This is a genomic window from Serratia rhizosphaerae (assembly GCF_009817885.1).
Taxonomy (GTDB): domain Bacteria; phylum Pseudomonadota; class Gammaproteobacteria; order Enterobacterales; family Enterobacteriaceae; genus Serratia_B; species Serratia_B rhizosphaerae.
In genome coordinates this window covers 967486-990408 of the sequence record NZ_CP041764.1, presented here as the reverse complement: position 1 = coordinate 990408, position 22923 = coordinate 967486, and the positions used below count along the sequence as shown (strand labels likewise).

Genomic DNA, 22923 nt, shown 5'->3' with positions numbered 1-22923 from the left:
ATGGAAAGGAGCGCGATGCAATAGGGGGGAACGAAGACGCGGTTGGTGCTTTTTACCCGCTTTTTTTATTCCTGCCGGACGTGTTGCCACGTTCCGTCAGCTTGGTTAGGGAGCGCAGTAGTGATTATTTTTCGACCCGTTCGGGAAGACGATCTGAATGGCATCATGCGGCTGGCATCACGCGCGGGCGTCGGGCTGACGTCGTTGCCCAATGACAGGGCGCGGCTGGAAGCACGCATTCGCCGCAGTATCGATACCTTCGCCGGCAAGTTACCGCGCGCTCAGCAAGGGTTTCTGTTCGTGCTGGAAGACACCGAGAGCGCGTGCGTGGCGGGCGTCAGCGCGATTGAAGTTGCGGTAGGGCTGGATGAGCCGTTCTATAACTTCCGCCTGCAGCGTACGGTGCGTGCCTCGAAAGAACTGGGCGTGTATAAGGACCTTGAACTCCTCAATCTGAGCTATGACCATACCGGCCACAGCGAACTCTGCACCCTGTTCCTCGATCCGGAATATCAAAAAAATCGTAACGGGCTGCTGCTGTCCAAGGCGCGCTTCCTGTTTATTTCAGCCTTCAGAAGCTGGTTCTCCTCCCATATTTTTGCCGAACTGCGCGGGCTGCTTGATGACAACGGCCATTCGCCTTTCTGGGATGCGCTGGGCCACCATTTTTTTGCTATTTCTTTTGCCGAAGCAGACCGCCTCAGCGGCAGCGGTATGAAAACCTTCATTGCCGAACTGATGCCGTCCTACCCGATTTACGTCTCTCTGCTGCCGGACAGCGCCAAGCAAGCCATCGGGCAGGTGCACACGCAAACGACGCCGGCCAGGGCGATCCTGGAAAAAGAGGGATTCAGTTGGCAGGGGTCGGTCGATATTTTTGATGCCGGCCCGGTGCTGGAGGCTGAAACCGATAAGCTCAAGGCGATTCGCCGCGTGCAACGTACGTCGGCGCATCAGCTGACGCTCGATCCGACATCGCCGGTGATTGTCGCTAATAACCAGTTTGCCCATTTCCGCGCGCTGTTGATCGCGGCGGAAGAAGCGCAGACGCTTGGCCAGCCGTTGCTGGATGCGCTGCAAAGCGGCGAACGGGACCCGCTCCACGTGCTCACACTTAACCCTTAGGAAAGAGACGCTTATGACCGTAAAAACGCAGTGGATGTCGGGCGCTGAAGCCAACTTTGACGGCCTGGTCGGGCCTACGCATCACTATGCCGGGCTTTCCGTCGGTAATGAAGCCTCGCAGAACAACCGCGACGGGCTGTCCAACCCCCGTCAGGCGGCGCTGCAGGGGCTGCATAAAATGAAAGCGCTGGCAGACCGGGGATATATTCAGGGCATTCTGCCGCCGCAGCCGCGGCCCAATGTTGCCGCGTTGCGCGCGCTGGGCTTTCAGGGGACGGATGCGCAGATTGTGCAGCGCGCCGCTGCTGACGCGCCGCAGCTGCTGTCGGCCTACGGTTCGGCCTCATCGATGTGGACCGCCAATGCCGCCACGGTTTCCCCGTCGGCCGACAGCGCGGACGGCAAACTGCACTTCACCGTCGCCAACCTGAATAACAAACTGCACCGTGCGCAGGAAGCGCCGGTCACCTCGGCGATTCTGCGCGCCACCTTCGCCGATGAGCGTTACTTCTGCCATCACGCGGCCCTGCCGCAGCAGAGCGACTTCGGCGATGAAGGCGCGGCCAACCATAACCGGCTGTGTCAGAACTATAACCAGCAGGGGCTGCAGCTGTTCGTTTACGGCCGGCGCGCCTTTGGCGGCGGGCCGGCACCGGTCAGGTATCCGGCCCGTCAAACGCTGGAGGCTTGTCAGGCGGTGGCGCGGCTGCATCAACTGAAGCCGGAATACACGCTCTATGCGCAGCAGAACCCGGCGGCCATCGACAGCGGGGTATTCCATAACGATGTGATTGCGGTCAGTAACCGTAACGTATTGTTCCATCATCAGCATGCGTTTCTGAACCAGCAAGAGGTGCTGGCGGCGCTGCGCGAAAAAGCCGACGCGCTGGAACTGCCGTTTATCAACGTCGAGGTGCCGCAGGAGCGGGTCAGCCTGGAGGATGCGGTGGCCTCATACCTGTTCAATAGCCAGTTGCTCAGCAAGCCGGACGGAAAAATGCTGATCGTGGTGCCGGAAGAGTGTCGCCAGCGCGCCAACGTCTGGGAATACCTCAGCGATCTGACACGCGACGGACGCTCGCCCATTGATGAAGTTGCGGTATTCGATCTGCGTGAGAGCATGCGCAACGGCGGTGGGCCGGCGTGCCTGCGCCTGCGGGTGGCGTTGAACGATGCCGAACTGTCCGCCGTCAACGCCGCCAGTCTGATGAATGATGAACGCTATCACCGCCTGACGCAGTGGGTCGAAAAACATTATCGCGACCGGCTGCACGCCCGCGACCTGGCCGATCCCCACCTGCTGTATGAGGTGCGGCAGGCGCTTGACGAGCTCACGCAAATTTTACGCCTTGGCTCAATCTATGATTTCCAGCGCTAGGGTGCCGGAAATGAATCACGCGGTCGGCGACGATACGCCTGGCTGACTGCGCTATCACCAACCTGTTTGCAGCTGCGCCCTGCCGCGCCGCATCTCGCTTTGCCAGATTGATGAAGGAATAGCCATGACACACCATAAACCTGAAGGGCGGACGACGTCTGCCCCGCAGAAACTGACGCGCGGCCTCGGTGAGCGTCATATCCAGATGATCGCGCTTGGCGGCGCGATTGGCACCGGCCTGTTTATGGGGGCGGGCAGAAATATCGCCATCTCCGGCACGTCGATCCTGCTTATCTATGTACTGGTCGGTTTTTTTACCTATATGGTGATGCGGGCGATGGGGGAGGTGCTGCTGTCAAAGCTGGACTACCGCTCGTTTGCCGATTTTGTCGGTGATTACCTCGGCCCGCGGGCCAGCTTCTTTTTAGGCTGGACCTACTGGCTGAGCTGGGTGGTGACCTGCATTGCCGACGTGGTAGTGTGCGGCAGCTATATGCAGTATTGGTTTCCGGAAATGTCGGCCTGGATCCCGGCGTTATTCACTCTTGGCCTGCTGTGCCTGTTTAACCTGCTGTCGGTGAAAATGTTTGGCGAGGCGGAGTTCTGGTTCGCCTTGATCAAGGTTATCACCATTATCGCGCTGATCCTGACCGGCGGCTGGATGATTGCCTCCGGCTGGACATCGCCGGACGGCGTGCAGGCCTCGCTGACGCATATCACCGATCCGCAGGTGTTTATGCCGCATGGCATCACCGGTTTTCTGGCGGGCTTTCAGATTGCGATCTTCTCCTGCACCGGTATTGAACTGCTGGGGACGATGACCGCGGAAACCAAAGATCCGCAGAAGATCCTGCCGCGCGCCATTAACTCGCTGCCGCTGCGGATTATTATTTTTTATCTGCTGTCGATGATTGTGATTATCGGCGTGACCTCATGGCCGGGGATCTCGCCGGATAGCAGCCCTTTTGTGACGCTGTTTGACAAGGCCGGTTTGCCCGCGGCGGCGGCGATGATTAATTTTGTCGCGTTGACGTCGGCAATGTCGTCGGCGAACAGCGGCGTCTATTCCAGTACGCGTATGCTGTACGGCCTGTCGGTGGAAAAGCATGCCCACGGGCAGTTTCGCATCCTGTCGCGCACCACGCGCATCCCGGTGCGCAGCCTGCTGTTCTCCTGTTTTTGTATGTTAAGCGGCACGCTGTTGCTGTTCCTGGTGCCCAACGTGATGACGCTGTTTACCATCGTCTCGACGCTGGCCGCGATTATGGTGGTGTACAGCTGGATGATGATCCTGATCGCCTATCTGGCATACCGCAAAAAGTCCCCCGAACTGCATGAGCGGTCGATGTTTAAAATGCCGGCGGGCGTGTTGATGAGCTGGGTGACGCTGCTGTTCTTCGCCTTTACCATCTTCATCATGCTGTTTGATCCGGATACCCGCAAGGCGCTTATCGCCACGCCGGCGTGGTTTATTATGCTGTGGCTGTTCTGGCGTATGAAACAGAAGAAAGAAGCGCGCTATGTTGCCTTAGAGCGCAGTCTATAACCCCGCTTGGAATTAGAGGGCCTACCGGCCCTTTTATCGCCATAAACCACGGCATCGGCCTGCGCCGATGCCGCTGAGATTAATGCCTGACCAGCGTAGCGAAGTAGTAGACCAGCGGGATTGCCAGCAGATACAGGCCTGCCGGCACCTCGCGCCATTTCCCGGCGATCGCCTTGATAATGATATAAAACAGCAGCCCGCCGGCGATTCCGGTGCCGAAGCTGTTGGCGATCAGCGTGATCATCACCATCATCAGCACCGGCAGGCCGTCGGTAAAGTTGGCTAAATCGACCTTGCGCAGCCCGCTGAACATATTCAACCCGATCAAAATCAGCGCCGGGGCGGTCGCCTCTTTGGGGATCATCAACGCTACCGGGGTAAAGAGCAGCATCAGCAGGAACATGACGGCGGCGGCGAGCGAGGTCAGCCCGGTCTTACCGCCGGCTTCAGCGGCGGCGGAAGATTCGATCAGCGCCGTTGCCGCCGGAATACCGACCCAGGGACCCAGCGCGGCGGCGATGGAGTCCACCATAAAGGGGCGGTTGATCTGCGGCATATTGCCGTGTTCGTCCAGCAGACCGGCTTCGCCGCCGACCGCCAGCGTGGTGCCCATGGTGGAGAAGAACTCGGAGGCGAAAAAGACGAACAGGAACGGCAGGAAGGCGATATTCAGCGCCCCCAGCATATCCACCTGCGCCCAAACCGGCGTCAGCGCGTGCGGCGCGGCGATAAAACGGGCGGGCAACTGGGTGACGCCGAACGGAATGCCGATCAGCGTGGCGAACAGTATCGCCCACAGGATAGCGCCGGGAATTTTTCTTGCCTGCAGGGCGATGGCTAAAAACAGCCCGGCCAGCGCCACCAGCGCTCCCGGCGCGGTGAAATCCCCCAGCATCAGGGCGTTGGATTTGGCGTTGGCCAGCACCAGCCCGGCGTTACGAAAGCCCAGCACGGCGACGAACAGGCCAATCGACGCGGTCAGACCTAGCTTTATCGACTGCGGTACGGAACGGGTCACCACTTCCCGCAGCCCGAACAGGGTCAGCGCAAAAAACAGGATACCTGACCAGCAGGCGATCCCCAGCCCGATCTGCCAGCTGATGCCCTCACTGCCGGCCAGCGTCACGCCGACCAGGACCGAACCGCCGATGCCCGGCCCGACGATAAACGGCAGGTTGCCGTAAAACGCCATCAGCAGCGTACCGGCGACAAAGACCAAAATCGTACCGGTGGTTGCCGCGCCTTTATCCATGCCGCCAACCGCCAGCAGGCCGGGGATCACCACCAGCAGGTAGGCGGCCGCCAGAAAACCGGTGACGCCCGCCAGGCACTCGTTTTTAACCGTACTGCGCCGGGCGTGCAGTTGAAAACGTCGTTGTAACCAGCTCCCCGGTGCTGGAGCATTCACTGAATTATCGGCCATTTAAGGCTCTCCTGTTTTGTAACCCGAACCACGACGGCCGGGTAGGCATCATCATTATTATGTTTATCTTCAGGCCGGCGTTTCCCAGCAGGCGACCAGCGGATCGACAATCTGACGCGTGGTGCCGTCGGTCAGGCCAAGATCGGTCAGGTGCGGCCCGGCGTTACAGGCCAGACAGGTGCCCTCGATGGCCTTGAAGACCCGGTAGGGCGGTTCCCAGTCGGCGATTTTGGCGCTAAGGTCGCGCAGGTTTTTGAACTGCTGTGCCAGCTCGGCGGGCGGCAGATCCGACAGCATACCGGCGATGGGCATGGCGACCTGCGCCAGTATTTCGCCGTTCTGGCTGAGCGCCATGCCGCCGCCGCTGGCGATCAGCGCGTTGGCCGCAACCGCCATATCCTGCGGATCGCGCCCCAGCACCACCAGGTTATGCGAGTCGTGAGAGTAGCTGGTGGCGATGGCGCCGCGCAGCTCTCCCCAGTCTTCCAGCAGCGCCAGCTGCGGTATCGCCTGATGGCGACCGTGACGGTGCTGCACCCAGATCAGGCTGAAGCCGGCCGGCAGCTGTACCTGGCCGTCACGCACCTCCACCGTGGTTTCACCCCACTGGGTAAAGCGCGCGCCTTTGATATGGCGCAGCGTGGCCTGCCCGTGTCTGATGTTTGGCACCTTCAGGACAAACGCCTGTGCCGCCGGCGGCGCCAGGCGCAGGGTATCGCGCGGTACGCTGAGCTGCGGATTGTCGGCCACCGGCGTCAGCATTTTGCCGTGCTGGGCGCTGCAGCGCCCGGAAACGTATACCCGGCGGGCGCAAAGTTGTTCCAGAGTGTCAAATACCACCAGATCGGCGCGTCGCCCGGCGGCGATCAGCCCCAGATCGTTGCGTTGCAGGCGGATGGCGGCGTTAAGCGTTGCCATCCTCAGGGCGTCAGTCGCCGGCAGGCCGTGCTCGATCAGCATATTCAGCAGGGCGATAATGCCGCCTTTTTCCAGCAGCGTATCCGGCGGAACGTCATCGGTGCAGACGGTGATCTGGGACGACAGGTGCGGCAGGGTTTTCAGCGCTGCGACGATATCCGGCAGCAGATAAGGGTGAGAGCCGCGAATTTCCAGCGTCAGGCCGGCGCGCAGTTTTTCCAGTGCGTCATCAGCCGAGGTCAGCTCATGGTCGGAGGTGACGCCGGCAGCGAGGTACGCCTGCAGCTCAGCACCGCTCAGGCCGCGGGCATGGCCTTCAATCAGTTTGCCGCTGTTGAGGCCGGCGCTTAAGATCTCCATCATCCGTTCGCTGCCGTTGAGCACGCCGTGCATATCCATCACTTCGGCGACGCCGGCCACCTCTGGCCAGTCCAGCATGGTTTCCATTTCCTGCCCGGCAAAATCCGCCCCGGACATCTCCAGCCCGGGGGTTGACGGCACGCTGGACGGTGCGGCGCAAATGACCCGCAGCGGCAGATCGCGGCTGGCGTCAATGGCGTAACGTACGCCGGCGACGCCGAGTACGTTGGCCAGCTCATGCGGGTCCCAGAAGATGGTGGTGGTGCCTTGTGCGACAACGATTTCCGCGTAGCGCGCCGGCGGTAAATGGGAGCTTTCAACGTGCACATGGGTATCGATCAACCCCGGACTGAGATAGGCGCCGTTTAAATCATGCGTATCGTGTGCGGCGGAGAAGGCGCCGCAGGGGTGTACGCTGGCAATCAGCACGCCGACGATGCCGACATCGGCCGGGCGAATTTCGCCGGTAGCCATATCGACGATGCGGGCGTTGGTCAGCAACAGATCGAACGGCGTCTTCCCCAGCGCGGCGGCAATGGCGCGTTGACGTTCGTGGAGGCTGGCGGAGGAGGCGGTCATGATAATTACCCTGAAAAATGACAGGGTTGTTACTCTAGGGGCGCGCGCGGAGTTTGCACAGATGATTTATTTTATCGCGCGATAAGAAACGTTTATGCTGTAGCAAACGTTTACCCCGTAATGTGGCGGACAGTTGCGATGTTTGAACCTTGGCGCCGGCTTCCCGCGCTTTCCCTGAAACAGATTCAGTATTTTGTCACGTTGGCCAGGCTGCGGCATTTTACCGATACCGCGCACCGCCTGGCGATCAGCCAGCCGGCTCTGAGCAGTGCGTTACGACAGATAGAATCGGTGCTGGGCGGACGGCTGGTCAATCGCGCCGCGTCGGCGGTGACATTAACCGAGCTGGGGGCGGCGATTTTGCCGCATGCCGAACGATTGCTGAATGTGGCGCAGGCGTCGTTTGATGATATGCAGAAAATTATGCTGGACGGGGGCGACGGTACGCTGCGTATCGGCCTGGTGCCGTCGGTGGGCAGCCTTTTGTTTCCCGCGGTGCCGCAATTATTGATGCAGTATTTTCCCCGTTTGCGCGTGGAATATCACGATCAGACCAATGATTCTTTATTGACGCAGTTGGACAACGGGCAGATTGACTTCGGCATCGGCGCACTTGACCGTTCGGTACCGGCGACGCTGGAAATTCACCCGTTGCTGGAAGACCCGTTTATCGTGGTGGCGCACCGCGACGATCCCCTGGCGGAATCTCATCATGTGCCCTGGCGACAGTTAATCGGCCGGGATATTGCGCTCTTTTCCAAAGGGAACGTCAGCCGGTTGGTGACGGCGCTGGCGGAAACCCATCGGCTTAATTTCGCTCCCCGTTATCAGGTCGATTTTCTGGAGACCTTATATGGGCTGGTGCGTTCGCAATTAGCGGTAGCCATTTTGCCGCAGTTGTATACTAGGCATTTGCATGATGATGAATTAGCGCTGGTCCATTTACAACAACCGCTGCTGAGCCGCAGCGTCGCACTGATGCGCGCCAGGCAGGGAATACGCTCACCGTTAATTGACGAGTGCTTCCAATTAATCCTGCAGAACTTTCAATGTCAGAGCCGAGATGGTTAAAATAAGAAAATAGCCAAAGGGGATTTATCATTGAAGCCGATAGCGGCATCGGCTCAACGCAGTTGAACGACTGATTATCTTACATATTTCCAAACAGATGTTGGAATTTTGTCGTACAGTTTATTCATGGTGAGTTCCGCCAGACGGTGGTCGGCTGCCGAGTAAAACAGTTCGAGCTCATCATCAGAAAGCGCATATTTGTTTTTTTCAATCACTCTTTCAAGCGTATCGATAGTGGTGCATTTACGTAAACGCATCAGGTAGTCGGTTTTTGTCATGATAGCCTTATGGTCACTAATCTTATTTAAAGTGTTAAATAGTTTGGGGTAATTATCCCCTAAGTTTTCATTTTCGTACAGCAAACCTCTCCTGAGAACATTCTGAATAATCGCAGTTTGGTTTTTTGCCAACGGCGCAGATCGGAATCGTTAATACCGTAGTTACTAAATAACGTGTAGGTATCGTCGAGATACTCTTCGACTAATTCTGAAAAGTCACTTTCGTCCATGTATTTTATTTTATAACTCATCACAAACGAAGCAATATGTTCGATCAGCTCATTCAGCTGCAGATTGACGGCCGATGTCGGATCGTTGACCCAGCCGTGGTGGCTGTCGCCCAACGTCGCAATGCCTTCATCGTACAGATTCTCACACAAGAATTTGAGTTGAGCAATATCATGCCGTTTCGGCGAGTACTCATCCATATCATCTCCTCCGCAAATCTTAATTTCTGGTGACCGCACTGGGTGAGTAGATGGATTGATGTCATTAACGGATACAGTTTATAAACTTTCCGTATAACCCATTTATACTTGAAAGCGTAACGCCGTTGCCTGACATGAAACTCCGGCTTAACCCCGCGACGGGATGATTTCCTCGTGGCTGTGGCAATTATTCCGGATATTTTTAATATAAAACATTTCGCCGCGTTCGGCCTGTCATTATTACGTAAACTTACAATTCATCGGCAGGTGACGGAGGCGTGTTATCGATTATATCAAAAATTAATCCCTGTGGAAATTGGGTGAATCTCACACTGCCATTGACGGTTTCTTGTGTATTGATATCCAGACACGCATTAAAAATGTGCCACTGATAACGATAACTCATTGAATAGTCTGGACCAGACAAATTTTGAATATCAAGTATTTCTAATGAACCGTCCACATAACGTGCATTTTCAGAATAATAGCGCAGCTCGCTGGTGAGTAAGGGAGCCAGGTCTGTACGTTTCTCATTAATGACGCTTTTTAATTGGTCTGTCGAGGCCGACGCCGTTTCCAAGGGACACGCCAGGGTGATATGCATAAAATTTTACCGTTTTACTCCGATCTTTTTCTATTTTACGCCATTTCTAATACGGCGTTGGCACTCTTTGTGTGCTCTTTATCCACGGTGCGGGGCCGGATCAGGATGACTTGAGTTATCCTGATGTGTGTGATGTTATATTATAACAATCGCATGAGGTAACACATTATGTCCCCGCGCTCTCCTGAACGTAATCTGAAACCGGAGGTGAATGTCAGCGTGTTCACCGTCTCGGCCGCTCGTCGTTGCCTGGCGGTAGTCTTGCTGCTGGCGCTCTTGTGGCTGGCCATCGCCTGGGCGGTATCACTGCCATGATCGCGCTGCATCAGCTCACCGTCGGCTATGGGGGCGCGTCGCTGTTCCCTCCGTTAAGCGGACATTTTGCTACAGGCTCACTGACGGCGGTGATTGGCGTTAACGGTGCCGGCAAATCCACGCTGCTGAAAACCATCGCCGGACTTCTGCCGCTGCAGGGCGGCTCGCTGCAATTCAGCACCTATCCGCCGCCGGCGGTTGCCTATTTGCCGCAGCAGCTTGAGCTCGACCGCCTGTTTCCCATTACGGTGGGCGATCTGGTGGCGATGGGCTGCTGGCGACGAAGCGGCATCTTCGGTGCAGTTACGCGGTCGCAGCGACAATGTATTACTGAGGCGTTGGAAACGGTCGGCATGTCGCCGTTGGCGCACAGGCCGCTTAACGCGTTATCGGGCGGACAGCTGCAGCGGGCGCTGTTCGCCCGCCTGCTGGTACAGCAAACGCCGCTGATTCTGCTCGATGAGCCTTTTACCGGCATTGATACTGCGACGACCGGGCTACTGCTGCGGGTGATTGAACAATTACACCGGCAGGGGAAAACGCTGATCGCCGTACTGCATGATATGGCGATGGTGGCCGACCATTTTCCACAGGCGTTGCTGCTGAGCACGCAGCACTGCCGATGGGGAGCCGCAGACGAGGTGCTGACGCAAGGCTATGCGGGCAATACGGCGACATATCGGCAGGCGGTCGCGCCATGATGCTGCTTCACCTGCTGACGGATCCCTTTACTTCGTTTGGTTTTATGCGCCGTGCGTTGGTCGCCTGCCTGGCGTTGTCACTGAGCAGCGCGCCGTTGGGGGTATTACTGCTGCTGCGGCGTATGAGCCTGGTGGGTGATGCGTTGTCGCATGCGGTGCTGCCGGGGGCGGCCATCGGCTATCTGATCTCCGGTATGTCGCTGGTGGCGATGGGGGCCGGCGGGTTTGTCGCCGGGCTGGCGGTGGCGATGCTGTCCGGCGTGGTTAGCCGACGTACGCCATTAAAGGAAGATGCCAGCTTTGCCGGGTTTTATCTAGGTTCGCTGGCGTTGGGCGTCACCCTGGTTTCGCTGCGTGGCTCCAGCGTGGATCTGTTACACGTGCTGTTCGGCTCGATTTTGGCAATCGACGCTCAGGCAATGGTCATGGTGGGGGCGATCGCCACGCTGTCGCTGCTGATGTTGGCGGCGCTGTACCGCGCGCTGGTGATTGAGGCCTTTGACGTAACCTTTCTGCGCGTCAGCACGCCGCGCCGGCAGGCGCTGATCCACGGCGTATTTTTGGCGTTGGTGGTACTTAATCTGGTGGCGGGCTTTCAGATCCTCGGCACATTGATGTCGGTGGGGGTGATGATGCTGCCTGCCGCCAGTGCGCGTTTTTGGGCACGTGACTTGCCACAAACGCTGCTGGTTTCTATGGGACTGGCGATGTTTGCCTGTCTGGTCGGGCTGATCGGCTCCTATTATGCGTCGCTGCCGGCCGGGCCGTCGATTGTGTTGAGCGCCAGTGTTGTCTTTTTCATTTCAGTATTGTTTGGCGCGCACGGCGGGATATTTCCCGTAGTGCGACGTCGTTTGGCGTAATGGCAAGGAGAAAATATGAAACCTTTATCAATCGTTTTGGTGGCATCGTTATTGGCCAGTCCGGTGGCAATGGCGAAAACCGTAGAGGCCGTCGCCAGTTTTTCCGTTCTGGCGGATATCGTAAAACAGGTAGGCGGCGAGCACGTTAACGTGGTGTCGTTGGTCGGGCCGAATGGCGACCCGCACGCGTTTCAGCCGTCGCCACGGGACAGCAAGGCTCTGAAGCAGGCCGACGTGGTGTTTGTCAGCGGGCTGGGGCTGGAAGGTTGGCTGGACCGGCTGGTTAGCGCATCGGGCTACCAGGGGCCGATGGTTATCGCCTCAGAGGGGATCGATACGCGCCACATGGAGGAAGAGGGGAAGCAGGTTACCGACCCGCACGCCTGGAACAGCATGAAGAATGGCATACGGTACGCCACCAATGTGATGAATGCGCTGGTGGTTGCCGACCCGCAGGACGCCGACTATTTTCGTCAGCGTGGCAAAGCCTACGTACAGCAACTGCAACAGTTGGACAACTGGGCCAAGAGTGAGTTTGCGACAGTTGCGCCTCAGCGGCGTAAGGTACTGACCAGCCATGATGCCTTTGGCTATTTTGGCCAGGAATATGGCGTGACCTTCCTTGCACCAGTGGGTTTTTCAACCGAATCGGAAGCCAGTGCCAGCAAGGTTGCCGGCTTAATCGAACAAATCAAACATGAGGGCGTACACAGCTACTTCATTGAGAATCAGGCCGATCCCCGACTGGTGAAGCAAATTGCGGCGGCCACCGGCGCCAAGGCCGGCGGCGAGCTGTATCCTGAGGCGTTATCCGATGCGCGGGGGCCGGCGTCTTCCTATGTGAAAGCGTTTAAACACAATGTCAGTGTGATGGTTGCCGGTATGAAATAACCTTTCCGCGCCCGGTGCGAAACGAGGCCGGAGCCTGCCGGCATAAAAAAGCCCCGCAAACGGCAGCGGGGCTTTGACGACAGACGAGGCACTTCAGTTAACGTTTTTTCTTACGTCCCTGTACCGCTTTAAAACGCGGATTGGACTTACAGATCACATAGATGCGGCCACGGCGGCGCACAACTTTGCAATCCGGGTGGCGATTCTTCGCCGAACGCAACGAACTTAAAACCTGCATGTTGATCCCTTATTTACTGCCGATAAAACGGCCGAAGCGCTGTTGGAAACGGGCGGTGCTGCCTTCTTTTGAGAACTCTTTCTGCTTGCCGGTGTAATACGGGTGAGAGGCAGAAGAGACGTCAATGGTGACGTAGGGCAGCGTTTCACCCTCGAACTCCACGGTGCGATCGGTTTTGATGGTCGACCCTATTTTGAAGTAGCTGTTGGCGCTCAGATCGTGGAAGACCACCGGGCGGTATTGCGGATGAATGTCGGGTTTCATGATAGACTCCATTTGATATGTTATATCATAACAATATTATGCGCCGCTTGCCGATTACGATCAAGTGCAAAGTAGGTGAAGGAAAAGGGAAGGAAACGTCAGGCGAAAAAAAGGCCGCTTGCGCGGCCTTGGTGTTAACTGAGTGCGATTAACGATGCTCAACCGGATGGCTGTGCTCGATATCTTCAGACTTCTTGGTGAAGCGGCGGCGTACCACCACGAAGAAGACCGGAACAAAGAAGATAGCCAGTACGGTGGCGGTAATCATCCCGCCCATTACGCCGGTACCTACCGCGTTCTGAGCGCCGGAGCCGGCGCCGGAGCTGATAACCAGCGGCAGCACCCCGAGGATAAACGCCAGTGAGGTCATCAGGATTGGGCGCAGACGCATACGTACCGCATCCAGCGTCGCCTCAATCAGACCCTTACCTTCTTTTTCCATCAGATCTTTGGCGAATTCGACGATTAATATCGCGTTCTTCGCCGATAGCCCAATGGTTGTCAGCAGGCCCACCTGGAAGTAAACGTCGTTGTTCATGCCGCGCATCGTGGCGGCCAGCAGCGCGCCGATAACCCCGAGTGGCAGAACCAACATGACCGAGAACGGAATCGACCAGCTCTCATACAGCGCTGCCAGACACAGGAACACCACCAGAATCGAGATCGCGTACAGTGACGGCGCCTGGTTACCGGACAGACGTTCCTGATAGGACATGCCGGTCCAGTCATAACCCACGCCGCTTGGCAGTTTCGACGCCAGCTCTTCCATCAGGTTCATGGCTTCACCGGTACTCTTGCCTGGCGCTGCCTGGCCGAGGATCTCCATGGACGGCAGGCCATTATAACGCTCCAGACGTGGTGAACCGTATTCCCACTTGGCGCTGGAGAAGGCGGAGAACGGCACCATCTGGCCGGATTCGCCGCGGACATACCATTTATTGATATCTTCCGGCAGCATACGGTATGGCGCATCAGACTGTACGTACACTTTCTTCACACGACCGCGGTCGATGAAGTCGTTGACGTATGAGCCGCCCAGCGCGGTGGTCAGCGTACTGTTGATGGTGGTCAGGCTGACGCCCAGCGCCTTGGCTTTCTCCTGGTCGACGGTCAGTTTGAACTGCGGCGTATCTTCCAGGCCGTTAGGACGCATACCGACCAGCATATCCGAGTGCTGTGCGGCCATGCCCAGCAGCTGGTTACGCGCTTCGGTCAGTTTTTCGTGGCCCAGACCGCCCTGGTCAATCAGTTCGAAGTCGAAACCGGTCGCGGTGCCCAGCTCGATAATCGCCGGCAGGTTGAATGGAATCACCATCCCGTCTTTGATTTTGGAGAAGGCGGCCATCGCACGGCCGGCAATTGCCTCGACCTTGTTCTCACTGCCTGGACGCTCGTTCCAGTCTTTCAGGCTGACAAACGACAGGCCGTTGTTCTGGCCGTTACCGTTAAAGCCGAAGCCGGCAACGGTAAACACTGACACCACGTTATCTTTTTCTTTGGTCAGGAAGTGGTCGGTCACTTCTTCCAGCACTTTCGACGTACGTGCTTCCGTCGCGCCGGCAGGCAGCTGCACCATGGTCAGCAGAATGCCCTGGTCTTCCTCTGGCAGGAATGAAGACGGCAGACGCAGGAACAGGAACGCCATACCCACGACGATCAGCAGGTAGATCAGCAGATAACGACCGGTGCTGCGCAGAATGTTGGCGACACTGTCGGTGTAGTGGTGCGTGCTCTTTTCGAACATGCGGTTGAACCAGCCGAAGAAGCCGGTCTTCACCCCGTGATCGCCTTTCGGGATCGGTTTGAGCATGGTGGCGCACAGCGCTGGCGTCAGGATCATCGCCACCAGCACCGACAGGGCCATTGCGGAAACGATGGTGATCGAGAACTGACGGTAGATGGCGCCGGTAGAACCGCCGAAGAAGGCCATCGGAATAAATACCGCAGACAGCACCATGGCGATACCGACCAGAGCGCCCTGAATCTGCCCCATCGACTTCTTGGTGGCTTCTTTCGGCGGTAGTCCCTCCTCGGACATCACTCGCTCGACGTTTTCCACCACCACGATGGCGTCATCCACCAACAGGCCTATCGCCAGCACCATACCGAACATCGTCAGGGTGTTTATCGAGAAGCCGAACGCCGCCAGGATGGCGAACGTACCCAGCAAGACGACCGGCACCGCGATGGTTGGAATCAGCGTAGCGCGGAAGTTTTGCAGGAACAGGTACATGACCAGGAACACCAGTACGATCGCTTCAAACAGCGTTTTCACCACTTCGTTAATGGAAATCTTAACGAACGGCGTGGTGTCGTACGGATAGACCACTTTCATCCCCTGCGGGAAGAACGGCTGCAGTTTGCCCAGCTCGGCTTTGACCGCCGCGGCGGTGTTCAGCGCATTGGCGCCGGTTGCCAGTTTGATACCCAGGCCGGCGGCCGGTTTGCCGTTGTAGCGTGCGGTCACGGCGTAGCTTTCAGCACCACGTTCGATGCGCGCCACGTCCCGCAGGCGCACCTGTGAACCGTCGCTGTTCACCTTCAGCAGAATCTTGCCAAACTCCTCCGGTGTTTTCAGACGGGTCTGCGCGATGATGGAGGCGTTAAGCTGCTGGCCTTCTACCGGCGGCATGCCGCCCAGCTGACCGGCAGCGATCTGGTTGTTCTGCTCAGTGATGGCGCTGGTGACATCGGTGGTCGTCAGCTGGAAGTTGTTCAGTTTGTTCGGATCCAGCCAGACGCGCATTGCGTACTGGGCGCCGAACAGCTGCACTTCACCCACGCCGGAAGAACGGCTGATCGGGTCTTTGATGTTGGAGGCCACGTAGTCGGCAATGTCATCCTGCGTCATATTCGGATCGTCGGAAACGAAGCCGGCCACCATCAGGAAGCTACTGCTGGATTTCTCTACTTTCAGACCTTGTTGCTGTACTTCCTGCGGCAACAGCGGGGTTGCCAGCGACAGTTTGTTCTGAACCTGTACCTGCGCGATGTCAGGATCGGTGCCGGAATCAAACGTCAGCGTGATTTGCACGCTGCCGGAGGAGTCACTGGAGGAGGACATGTACATCAGATTATCGATACCGTTCATATTCTGTTCGATAATCTGCGTAACGGTGTCCTGCACCGTGGTGGCATCCGCGCCAGGGTAGGTGGCGGAGATGGTCACCGCCGGCGGTGCGATAGTCGGATACTGCGCAATAGGCAGTTTCATTATCGCAAGCACCCCTGCCAACATCACGATGATGGCGATTACCCAGGCGAAAATGGGGCGATCTATAAAGAACTTAGCCATGTATTACCGGCTCCTTTTTATGACTTCTGCGCGTCAGCCTGCGGCTGTTTTTGCGCCTGAGTGTCAACTTCTTGTGCTTTTACCTGCATGCCTGGCTTGGTCGTCATCAGACCGGTGACGATCACGCGGTCGCCAGATTTCAGACCGTCGGTAACCAGCCATTTGTCGCCGATGGCCTGGTCAGCCTGCAGGGTACGCATTTCAACCTTGTTGTCGGCACCGACCACCAAAGCGGTAGCCTGACCGCGCGGGTTGCGCGTCACGCCCTGCTGTGGCACCAACAGCGCGTTGCTGCGTACGCCTTCATCCAGACGGGCGCGCACGAACATGCCGGGCAGCAGCTGGTCGTTCGGGTTAGGGAATACCGCGCGGATGGTGATGGAACCGGTGGTTTCATCGACGGTGACGTCGGAGAACTCCAGGGAACCTTCCTGTGCGTATTCTTGACCGTTTTCCAGCAGCAGCTTGACTTTTGCCTTGCCGTTTTCCTGTTTCAGGGTGCCGTTGGCCAGCTCCTGTTTCAGACGCAGGAAATCGTTGCTTGACTGCGTGACGTCGACATACATCGGATCCAGCTGCTGTACGGTGGCCAGCGCGGTGCTCTGTCCGGTCGTTACCAGCGCGCCTTCGGTCACGGAGGACTTGCCGATGCGGCCGGAAATTGGCGAGGTCACCTTGGTGTAAGCCAGATTGATGCGGGCGGTTTCCACCGCGGCCTTGGCGGCCAGCACTGCGGCGTTGTTTTGCTGCAGGGTGGAGGTAGCGGTATCGTAATCTTGCTTACTGATGTAGTTGGTACCCAGCAATGGTTTGTAACGGTTGACGGTTAAACGTGCGATTTCCGCCGCGGCCTGTGCTTTGGCCAGATCACCTTTGGCACTGTTGTAGCTGGCCTGGTAGGTGGCAGGATCGATTTGATACAAAGATTCGCCGGCCTTGATATCGCTGCCTTCGACAAAGTTACGCTTCAGGATGATGCCGCCGACCTGAGGGCGAACTTCGGCGATGCGATATGCAGCGGTGCGGCCAGGCAGGTCGGTTGTCATATTGAGAGGCTGTGCCTTCAAGGTAACCACGCCCACTTCGGGTGCCTGTTGAGCGCCTTGCTGTTGGGCTTCTTTATTATCACATCCTGTAAGCGCTAAGCTGCCGGAAAGCATCAGAACTGCCGCCAGAGGCGTTAACCCTCTGTTTTTGTTCATAGAAAGACCTCAAGTGTCCGATTTCAAAATGATCAATGGATCACAAGCGCGCAAACCCATTGCTGCGTTAATTTTATGTGCGTGCTATGGTACATACATTCGCAAATGTATGTAAATCACGCTCCCCCGAAAAAACAATGCCATGGCACGAAAAACCAAACAGCAGGCGCAAGAAACCCGACAACAGATTCTCGACGCTGCGGTGCGAGAATTTTCCGAGCGCGGCGTTTCCGCCACGTCGCTCACAGATATTGCAACGGCAGCCGGGGTGACGCGCGGTGCGATTTACTGGCATTTCAAGAATAAGGTAGACCTGTTTAACGAAGTTTGGGAATTATCAGAGTCGAAAATAGGCGACCTTGAAATAGAGTATCAGGCAAAGTTTCCTGATAATCCACTGAGGATTTTACGTGAAATCCTCATTTATGTCCTGACGGCGACGGTGGACGACGTGCGCCGCCGCGCTCTGATGGAGATCCTCTTTCATAAATGTGAGTTTGTCGGCGAAATGATGCAGCTGCATGACATTCACAAAGTTTTATACCTCGAAAGTTACGATCATATTGAAAGCGTGCTGCGCAGCAGCATGCGTTGCGGTCAGCTGCCGGCCGATCTGCACACCCGGCGCGCGGCGGTTATTTTACGCGCTTACGTCACCGGTTTGATGGAAAACTGGCTATTTATGCCGGAAACCTTCGATCTGAAGGGCGAGGCGGCGGCGTTAGTCGATGCGTTTATCGAAATGGTGCAGTATTGTCCGACGTTGCGCGTCAAACCGTCCGATTGTGCGGCGCTGACTTCCTGAGCGGATACTTATCGCAGCAATACAGAAAAGGGGCAGTTATGTCATCTATCGTGTTAGTCGCCAGCGGCGCGGCCTATGGCCAGGAATCCCTGTTTAACGCGTTACGCCTGGCGATCGCGCTGAAAGAGCAGCAGGGCGCGCTGGAGCTGAAGATTTTTCTGATGTCCGATGCGGTGGTGGCCGGCATTGCCGGGCAGCAGCCGCATGAGGGCTATCATTTGCAGCAGATGCTGGAAATTCTGACGGCGCAGCAGGTGCCGATCAAACTGTGCAAGACCTGCGCCGATGCGCGCGGCGTCAGCCGCTTGACGCTGACCGACGGCGTGGAGATTGGCACACTGGTGGAACTGGCGCAGTGGACGCTGGCGGCAGAGAAGGTGCTGACGTTTTAAGCGTCGTCGTCGCCTCAGCTTTCCGGCAGATAAGGCGAGGTGACGCCGGTGCGCTGCAGTTTTTCCTGATAGTCCCGTTTGACAATATCCAGCGCCGCCAGCGCGGTGGCTGGATCGATCTCGTTACACTCCAGCAGGTAAATCAGGTCTACCGCCAGCTGTAATTCCGGTGAAGCATTTTCTAGGGACATAAATCCAACGTTTAATTCAATGAGTAAATATATCCGGCATGGTCGCGCCTAATATGTCGGAAAATAACGGGAAGCTACCCGTGAACAGGCATTGAGTATAGTGAAGGTCGGGCGGCGCCGGGCATTTTCCTTCAAATATTGTGACAAATCTTCAAAAACCGTTTTCTTTACGCTCAATACCGCGCTCGATGCGCGTCAGCGCTTGACGACAGCGCATCAGGCGTCCCTCCAGCGCCGCCACTTCCTGCTGCAGCTTGCGCTGCGCCGCCAGCGTAGTCTGCGCGCCGAGTAAACTTTCCCGATCCTGAATCATGGCGATCAGCCGACGTTCATAATCCTGATGCTCGGCCAGCTTGTGATACAGATCTTCCTCTTTCGCCGCCTTGGGCTGGTTTTTACGCCGCAGCGCCTGCGTCGCCAGTTCGCGTTGCAGCGCGGCGATCTGCGCCACCAGCTTTTCCGCCAGAAACGCCACCTGCGGCGTACGGCTTTCACTGACCGCGGTTTGCAGCTGTGCAAAGTTGTGCTGAATCTGCGCCAGATAGTCGCGCAGCCGCGTGCCCTGGTGGCTGAACAGCGCGCTGTCGAAGCGGGCCTGCGGGATCGGCGCGTCGCCGTGCGGCGAGACCTCGCCGGCCAGTTGGGCGATCTGCTGTTCCAGAACCTGTATCAGTCGGTGTGTGCTCACGGTGGTGTGTCCTAACGGGCGTTATCGGGTTAGCCGCTATAGTACCCGAAAGCGGCGGCGGCAGGGGAATGTTACCTCGCCGGCCCGGAGCGGTGGTAAAGTGGAGGCTGCATGGCGAAGGGGGAAAATGATGGCGCGTTGGCTGTTGATTGTGGTCGGTTGGCTGGCGGTGGTGCTGGCGACGTTCGGCGTGGTGTTGCCGCTGCTGCCGACGACGCCGTTTTTGCTGCTGGCGGCCTGGTGTTTTGCGCGATCCTCACCGCGGTTTCACCACTGGCTGCTGTATCGCTCCTGGTGCGGCGGCTATCTGCGCCACTGGCAGCAGCATAAGGCGCTGCCGCCCGGCGCCAAATGGAAGGCGATGCTGCTGAGCGTGCTGACCTTCGCCGTGTCGATCTGGTTGGTGAACATCGGCTGGCTGCGCGTTTTGTTATTGCTGATGCTGTTTGCGTTGCTGATTTTTATGTGGCGTCTACCGGTTGTTGATCTGCCACAAGAAAAACAGCGCTGAACGCCGATTATGATGGGTAGAACGGACGGGCAACGGCAAGCCTACAGCAAGGGACGGTTGCATTTGTGCGTCAGTTTGCATAAATTTGAGCGTTTTCGTGCGCGGGTTACCTCCTTATTTTCCTTTTTCAGGGCATCCTCCCTTCGAGGCGCCCCGGATTTCAGGCGTCCCGCGTTCCAGTTTTAAGCAGTTTTATCAGGCAATAATTATGACCGCTACTGCGCAGCAGCTTCAGTTTATTCAAGACAGTATCAAAACCATTCCGGATTACCCGAAGCCGGGCATACTGTTCCGTGACGTCACCAGCCTGTTGGAGAACCCACTGGCTTATGCTTCCAGCATCGAACTGCTGGTCGAGCGTTATCGCGATGCAGGCATCACCAAAGTGGTTGGTACCGAAGCGCGTGGTTTCCTGTTCGGTGCGCCGGTGGCGCTGGCATTGGGCGTGGGCTTTGTGCCGGTGCGCAAGCCGGGCAAACTGCCGCGTGCCACGCTGAGCGAAAGCTATGAGCTGGAGTACGGCACCGATCAGCTGGAAATTCACACCGACGCCATCGAAGCCGGCGACGTCGTGCTGGTGGTGGACGATCTGCTGGCGACCGGCGGCACCATCGAGGCCACCGCCAAGCTGATCCGCCGCCTGGGCGGCGAAGTCAAAGATGCGGCGTTTATCATCAATCTGCCGGATCTCGGCGGCGAAGCGCGTCTGAACAAGCAGGGCATCGATTGCTACTGCCTGGTGAATTTCGCCGGCCATTGATTGACGGCGGCTTCCCGCCCGGCATGTTACCCGCCGTCGCTGGCTTACGCGCGGCGGTTTGACGATGCAATGCGTATATCGGCCTCGCGGATTGGCGCGGGGCTGTGTTAGCATGACCCTCCAGATTACTCGACTTCTCCGGTATTAATGAGCTATCAGGTTCTCGCCCGTAAGTGGCGCCCTCAAACGTTTGCAGATGTTGTCGGACAAGAACATGTCCTGACGGCGCTGGCTAACGGCCTCTCGCTGGGGCGGATTCATCACGCCTATCTGTTCTCGGGCACGCGCGGCGTGGGTAAAACCACCATCGCCCGCCTGCTGGCCAAAGGCCTGAACTGTGAAACCGGCATCACCGCCACGCCGTGCGGTCAATGCGATAACTGCCGCGAGATTGAGCAGGGGCGTTTTGTCGACCTGATTGAAATCGACGCCGCCTCGCGCACCAAAGTGGAAGACACCCGCGATCTGCTGGATAACGTGCAGTACGCGCCGGCGCGCGGCCGCTTCAAGGTCTACCTGATCGATGAAGTGCATATGCTGTCGCGTCATAGCTTCAACGCGTTGCTGAAAACGCTGGAAGAGCCACCGGAGCACGTCAAATTCCTGCTGGCGACCACCGATCCGCAGAAATTGCCGGTGACCATTCTGTCACGCTGCCTGCAATTCCATCTGAAAGCCCTGGACGTTGAACAGATCCGCAACCAGCTGGAGACGGTGCTGCAGGCCGAGAGCATCACCAGCGACGCGCGTGCGCTGCAATTGCTGGCGCGCGCCGCCGACGGCAGCATGCGTGACGCCCTGAGCCTGACCGATCAGGCGATCGCCATGGGGCAGGGGCAGGTTACCGCCGCCACCGTCAGCCAGATGCTCGGCACGCTGGACGACGAACAGCCGCTGGCGATCCTTGAAGCGTTGGTGACCGCCGACGGTGAAAAGGTGATGGCGCAGGTGGCGCAGGCCGCTTCGCGCGGCGTCGACTGGGAAAACCTGCTGGTGGAGACGCTGGCGCTGCTGCACCGGATTGCCATGGTGCAACTGCTGCCGTCGGTGCTGGATAACCACTACGCGGCGATTGAGCAGCGGCTGCGCGAGCTGGCCCGCACGTTGCCGCCGACCGACGTACAGCTGTATTACCAAACGCTGCTGATCGGCCGTAAAGAACTGGCCTACGCGCCGGATCGCCGTATGGGCGTCGAAATGACGCTGCTGCGCGCGCTGGCGTTTCATCCCAAGGCATTGATTCCGGAGCCGGTCGCCAGTGCGCCGGTGGCCGTTCAGGCACCGCAAGCGCCACAAGCACCGCAGGTGCAGCACATGCAGGATACGCCGCCGCCGTTGGGCAGCAGCGCACCGCCGCAACGCGCGGCGGCAACATCATTACCGGATGCCACCGCGCAGTTATTGAAGGCGCGCACCCAGTTGCAGCGGCAACAGGGGGCATCCACCGCAAAAAAGAGTGAGCCGGCGGCGCCAGGAAGAGCGCGGCCGGCAAACTCAGCGCTGGAGCGATTAGCTTCCGTGACTGAGCGCAGCCAGCAGCGTCAGGCGGAAAAGATCGTGCAGCAGAAACCGGCCAAGCCGGAAGCTTACCGCTGGCGTGCGCAAACCGAGCCGGAAGCCGCGCCTGAGCCGGTCGCCACGCCGAAGGCGCTGCGCACCGCGCTGGAACATGAAAAAACGCCCGAACTGTCGGCTAAACTGGTGGCAGAGTCGATCGAACGCGACGCCTGGGCGGCGGAAATCGATAAGCTTAACATTCCCAAACTGGTGCAGCAGCTGGCGTTAAACGCCTTTAAAGAGCAGCAGGCACCCGGCAAGATTTGTCTTCACCTGCGGCCGGCGCAGCGCCATCTGAATTCGCCTTCGGCGCAGAAGGCGCTCAGCGAGGCGCTCAGCGAGCTGCACGGCGGTCCGGTTGAGCTGACGGTGGTGGAAGACGAAAACCCGGCGGAGCGTACTCCGCTGGAATGGCGGCAAGCCATTTATGAAGAAAAACTGGCGCAGGCGCGTCAGTCTATCGTTGCGGATACCAACATTCAGACGCTGCGTCGGTTCTTCGATGCGGATTTGGATGAAGAGAGTATTCGCCCCCTTTAA

Annotated in this window: 24 protein-coding genes and 1 other annotated feature; of the genes, 13 read left to right on the top strand and 11 right to left on the bottom strand. The window is 57.9% G+C overall.

What is annotated here, in order from left to right; translation table 11 throughout:
- Positions 1 to 123 precede the first annotated feature (123 nt).
- The 3 genes from astA to FO014_RS04690 all read left to right on the top strand — a co-directional run bounded on the left by astA (position 124) and on the right by FO014_RS04690 (position 4049).
- Positions 124 to 1125 carry an arginine N-succinyltransferase gene (gene astA, locus FO014_RS04700; RefSeq protein WP_246168120.1) on the top strand — a complete coding sequence of 334 codons (1002 nt, stop codon included), beginning with the start codon at positions 124 to 126 and terminating at the stop codon, positions 1123 to 1125.
- Positions 1126 to 1159: 34 nt separating this feature from the next.
- A complete protein-coding gene (gene astB, locus FO014_RS04695; RefSeq protein WP_160031353.1) occupies positions 1160 to 2503 on the top strand; it encodes an N-succinylarginine dihydrolase in 1344 nt (447 codons plus the stop codon).
- Between the two features lie 124 nt (positions 2504 to 2627).
- Positions 2628 to 4049 carry an amino acid permease gene (locus FO014_RS04690; RefSeq protein WP_160028063.1) on the top strand — a complete coding sequence of 474 codons (1422 nt, stop codon included), beginning with the start codon at positions 2628 to 2630 and terminating at the stop codon, positions 4047 to 4049.
- A gap of 79 nt (positions 4050 to 4128) precedes the next feature.
- Here FO014_RS04690 and FO014_RS04685 read toward each other — a convergent pair whose 3' ends face one another.
- A complete protein-coding gene (locus FO014_RS04685; RefSeq protein WP_160028061.1) occupies positions 4129 to 5472 on the bottom strand; it encodes an NCS2 family permease in 1344 nt (447 codons plus the stop codon).
- A 69-nt stretch (positions 5473 to 5541) separates the two neighbouring features.
- Complete coding sequence (locus FO014_RS04680) at positions 5542 to 7329, bottom strand: adenine deaminase (protein ID WP_160028059.1); 1788 nt, start codon at positions 7327 to 7329, stop codon at positions 5542 to 5544.
- Positions 7330 to 7467: 138 nt separating this feature from the next.
- Between FO014_RS04680 and FO014_RS04675 the strand changes: the two genes are divergently transcribed.
- Positions 7468 to 8400, top strand: a complete 933-nt coding sequence (locus tag FO014_RS04675) for a LysR family transcriptional regulator (protein WP_160028057.1) — start codon at positions 7468 to 7470, stop codon at positions 8398 to 8400.
- A 74-nt stretch (positions 8401 to 8474) separates the two neighbouring features.
- On the opposite strand, the gene FO014_RS04670 is transcribed toward FO014_RS04675, so the two are convergent.
- From FO014_RS04670 to FO014_RS04660, 3 genes are all read right to left on the bottom strand, one after another.
- Positions 8475 to 8678, bottom strand: coding sequence for an HHA domain-containing protein (locus FO014_RS04670; protein ID WP_015671220.1), 204 nt, complete (start codon positions 8676 to 8678; stop codon positions 8475 to 8477).
- 59 nt (positions 8679 to 8737) lie between these two features.
- The gene (gene tomB / locus FO014_RS04665; protein WP_105230044.1) at positions 8738 to 9106 is read right to left on the bottom strand and encodes an Hha toxicity modulator TomB; all 369 of its coding nucleotides are present in this window, start codon (positions 9104 to 9106) and stop codon (positions 8738 to 8740) included.
- 250 nt (positions 9107 to 9356) lie between these two features.
- The gene (locus FO014_RS04660) at positions 9357 to 9710 is read right to left on the bottom strand and encodes a hypothetical protein (protein WP_160028055.1); all 354 of its coding nucleotides are present in this window, start codon (positions 9708 to 9710) and stop codon (positions 9357 to 9359) included.
- A 168-nt stretch (positions 9711 to 9878) separates the two neighbouring features.
- On the opposite strand from FO014_RS04660, the gene FO014_RS23750 reads away from it, so the two are divergent.
- The 4 genes from FO014_RS23750 to FO014_RS04645 are packed head-to-tail and all read left to right on the top strand — an operon-like array spanning position 9879 to position 12480.
- Entirely contained in the window at positions 9879 to 10025 is a 147-nt protein-coding gene (locus FO014_RS23750; protein WP_201282916.1) for a hypothetical protein, read from the top strand.
- Complete coding sequence (locus FO014_RS04655; protein WP_160031352.1) at positions 10022 to 10726, top strand: metal ABC transporter ATP-binding protein; 705 nt, start codon at positions 10022 to 10024, stop codon at positions 10724 to 10726. Before FO014_RS23750 ends, FO014_RS04655 begins: the two co-directional genes overlap by 4 nt.
- Complete coding sequence (locus FO014_RS04650) at positions 10723 to 11589, top strand: metal ABC transporter permease (protein ID WP_160028053.1); 867 nt, start codon at positions 10723 to 10725, stop codon at positions 11587 to 11589. The genes FO014_RS04655 and FO014_RS04650 overlap by 4 nt, the downstream gene beginning before the upstream one ends.
- A 15-nt stretch (positions 11590 to 11604) precedes the next feature.
- The gene (locus tag FO014_RS04645; RefSeq protein ID WP_160028051.1) at positions 11605 to 12480 is read left to right on the top strand and encodes a metal ABC transporter substrate-binding protein; all 876 of its coding nucleotides are present in this window, start codon (positions 11605 to 11607) and stop codon (positions 12478 to 12480) included.
- A 97-nt stretch (positions 12481 to 12577) separates the two neighbouring features.
- Here FO014_RS04645 and ykgO read toward each other — a convergent pair whose 3' ends face one another.
- The 4 genes from ykgO to sdeX form a co-directional block, all read right to left on the bottom strand.
- A complete protein-coding gene (gene ykgO / locus FO014_RS04640; RefSeq protein ID WP_004940304.1) occupies positions 12578 to 12718 on the bottom strand; it encodes a type B 50S ribosomal protein L36 in 141 nt (46 codons plus the stop codon).
- Between the two features lie 9 nt (positions 12719 to 12727).
- The gene (locus tag FO014_RS04635) at positions 12728 to 12982 is read right to left on the bottom strand and encodes a type B 50S ribosomal protein L31 (RefSeq protein WP_015671227.1); all 255 of its coding nucleotides are present in this window, start codon (positions 12980 to 12982) and stop codon (positions 12728 to 12730) included.
- Between the two features lie 148 nt (positions 12983 to 13130).
- On the bottom strand, positions 13131 to 16277 hold the full coding sequence (gene sdeY, locus FO014_RS04630; protein ID WP_160028049.1) for a multidrug efflux RND transporter permease subunit SdeY: 3147 nt from the start codon (positions 16275 to 16277) through the stop codon (positions 13131 to 13133).
- Positions 16278 to 16294: 17 nt separating this feature from the next.
- Complete coding sequence (gene sdeX / locus FO014_RS04625) at positions 16295 to 17479, bottom strand: multidrug efflux RND transporter periplasmic adaptor subunit SdeX (protein ID WP_160028047.1); 1185 nt, start codon at positions 17477 to 17479, stop codon at positions 16295 to 16297.
- A gap of 142 nt (positions 17480 to 17621) precedes the next feature.
- On the opposite strand from sdeX, the gene acrR reads away from it, so the two are divergent.
- Both acrR and FO014_RS04615 read left to right on the top strand, forming a co-directional pair.
- Positions 17622 to 18284, top strand: a complete 663-nt coding sequence (gene acrR, locus FO014_RS04620) for a multidrug efflux transporter transcriptional repressor AcrR (RefSeq protein ID WP_105230051.1) — start codon at positions 17622 to 17624, stop codon at positions 18282 to 18284.
- A 38-nt stretch (positions 18285 to 18322) separates the two neighbouring features.
- Positions 18323 to 18676, top strand: coding sequence for a DsrE/DsrF/TusD sulfur relay family protein (locus tag FO014_RS04615; protein WP_160028045.1), 354 nt, complete (start codon positions 18323 to 18325; stop codon positions 18674 to 18676).
- A gap of 14 nt (positions 18677 to 18690) precedes the next feature.
- Here the strand turns inward: FO014_RS04615 and rsmS are convergent, their stop codons facing one another.
- The gene (gene rsmS, locus FO014_RS04610; RefSeq protein ID WP_105230053.1) at positions 18691 to 18867 is read right to left on the bottom strand and encodes a pleiotropic regulatory protein RsmS; all 177 of its coding nucleotides are present in this window, start codon (positions 18865 to 18867) and stop codon (positions 18691 to 18693) included.
- Between the two features lie 151 nt (positions 18868 to 19018).
- On the bottom strand, positions 19019 to 19555 hold the full coding sequence (priC, locus tag FO014_RS04605; RefSeq protein ID WP_105230054.1) for a primosomal replication protein PriC: 537 nt from the start codon (positions 19553 to 19555) through the stop codon (positions 19019 to 19021).
- A 130-nt stretch (positions 19556 to 19685) separates the two neighbouring features.
- Between priC and FO014_RS04600 the strand changes: the two genes are divergently transcribed.
- The 3 genes from FO014_RS04600 (at position 19686) to dnaX (ending at position 22923) form a co-directional block, all read left to right on the top strand.
- Complete coding sequence (locus tag FO014_RS04600) at positions 19686 to 20066, top strand: DUF454 family protein (protein ID WP_160031351.1); 381 nt, start codon at positions 19686 to 19688, stop codon at positions 20064 to 20066.
- 208 nt (positions 20067 to 20274) lie between these two features.
- Complete coding sequence (gene apt / locus FO014_RS04595; protein WP_160028043.1) at positions 20275 to 20826, top strand: adenine phosphoribosyltransferase; 552 nt, start codon at positions 20275 to 20277, stop codon at positions 20824 to 20826.
- A gap of 147 nt (positions 20827 to 20973) precedes the next feature.
- Positions 20974 to 22923, top strand: coding sequence for a DNA polymerase III subunit gamma/tau (gene dnaX, locus FO014_RS04590; RefSeq protein WP_160028041.1), 1950 nt, complete (start codon positions 20974 to 20976; stop codon positions 22921 to 22923).
- Positions 22256 to 22320 (top strand) — a sequence feature (DnaX frameshifting element). Its footprint overlaps the gene before it by 65 nt.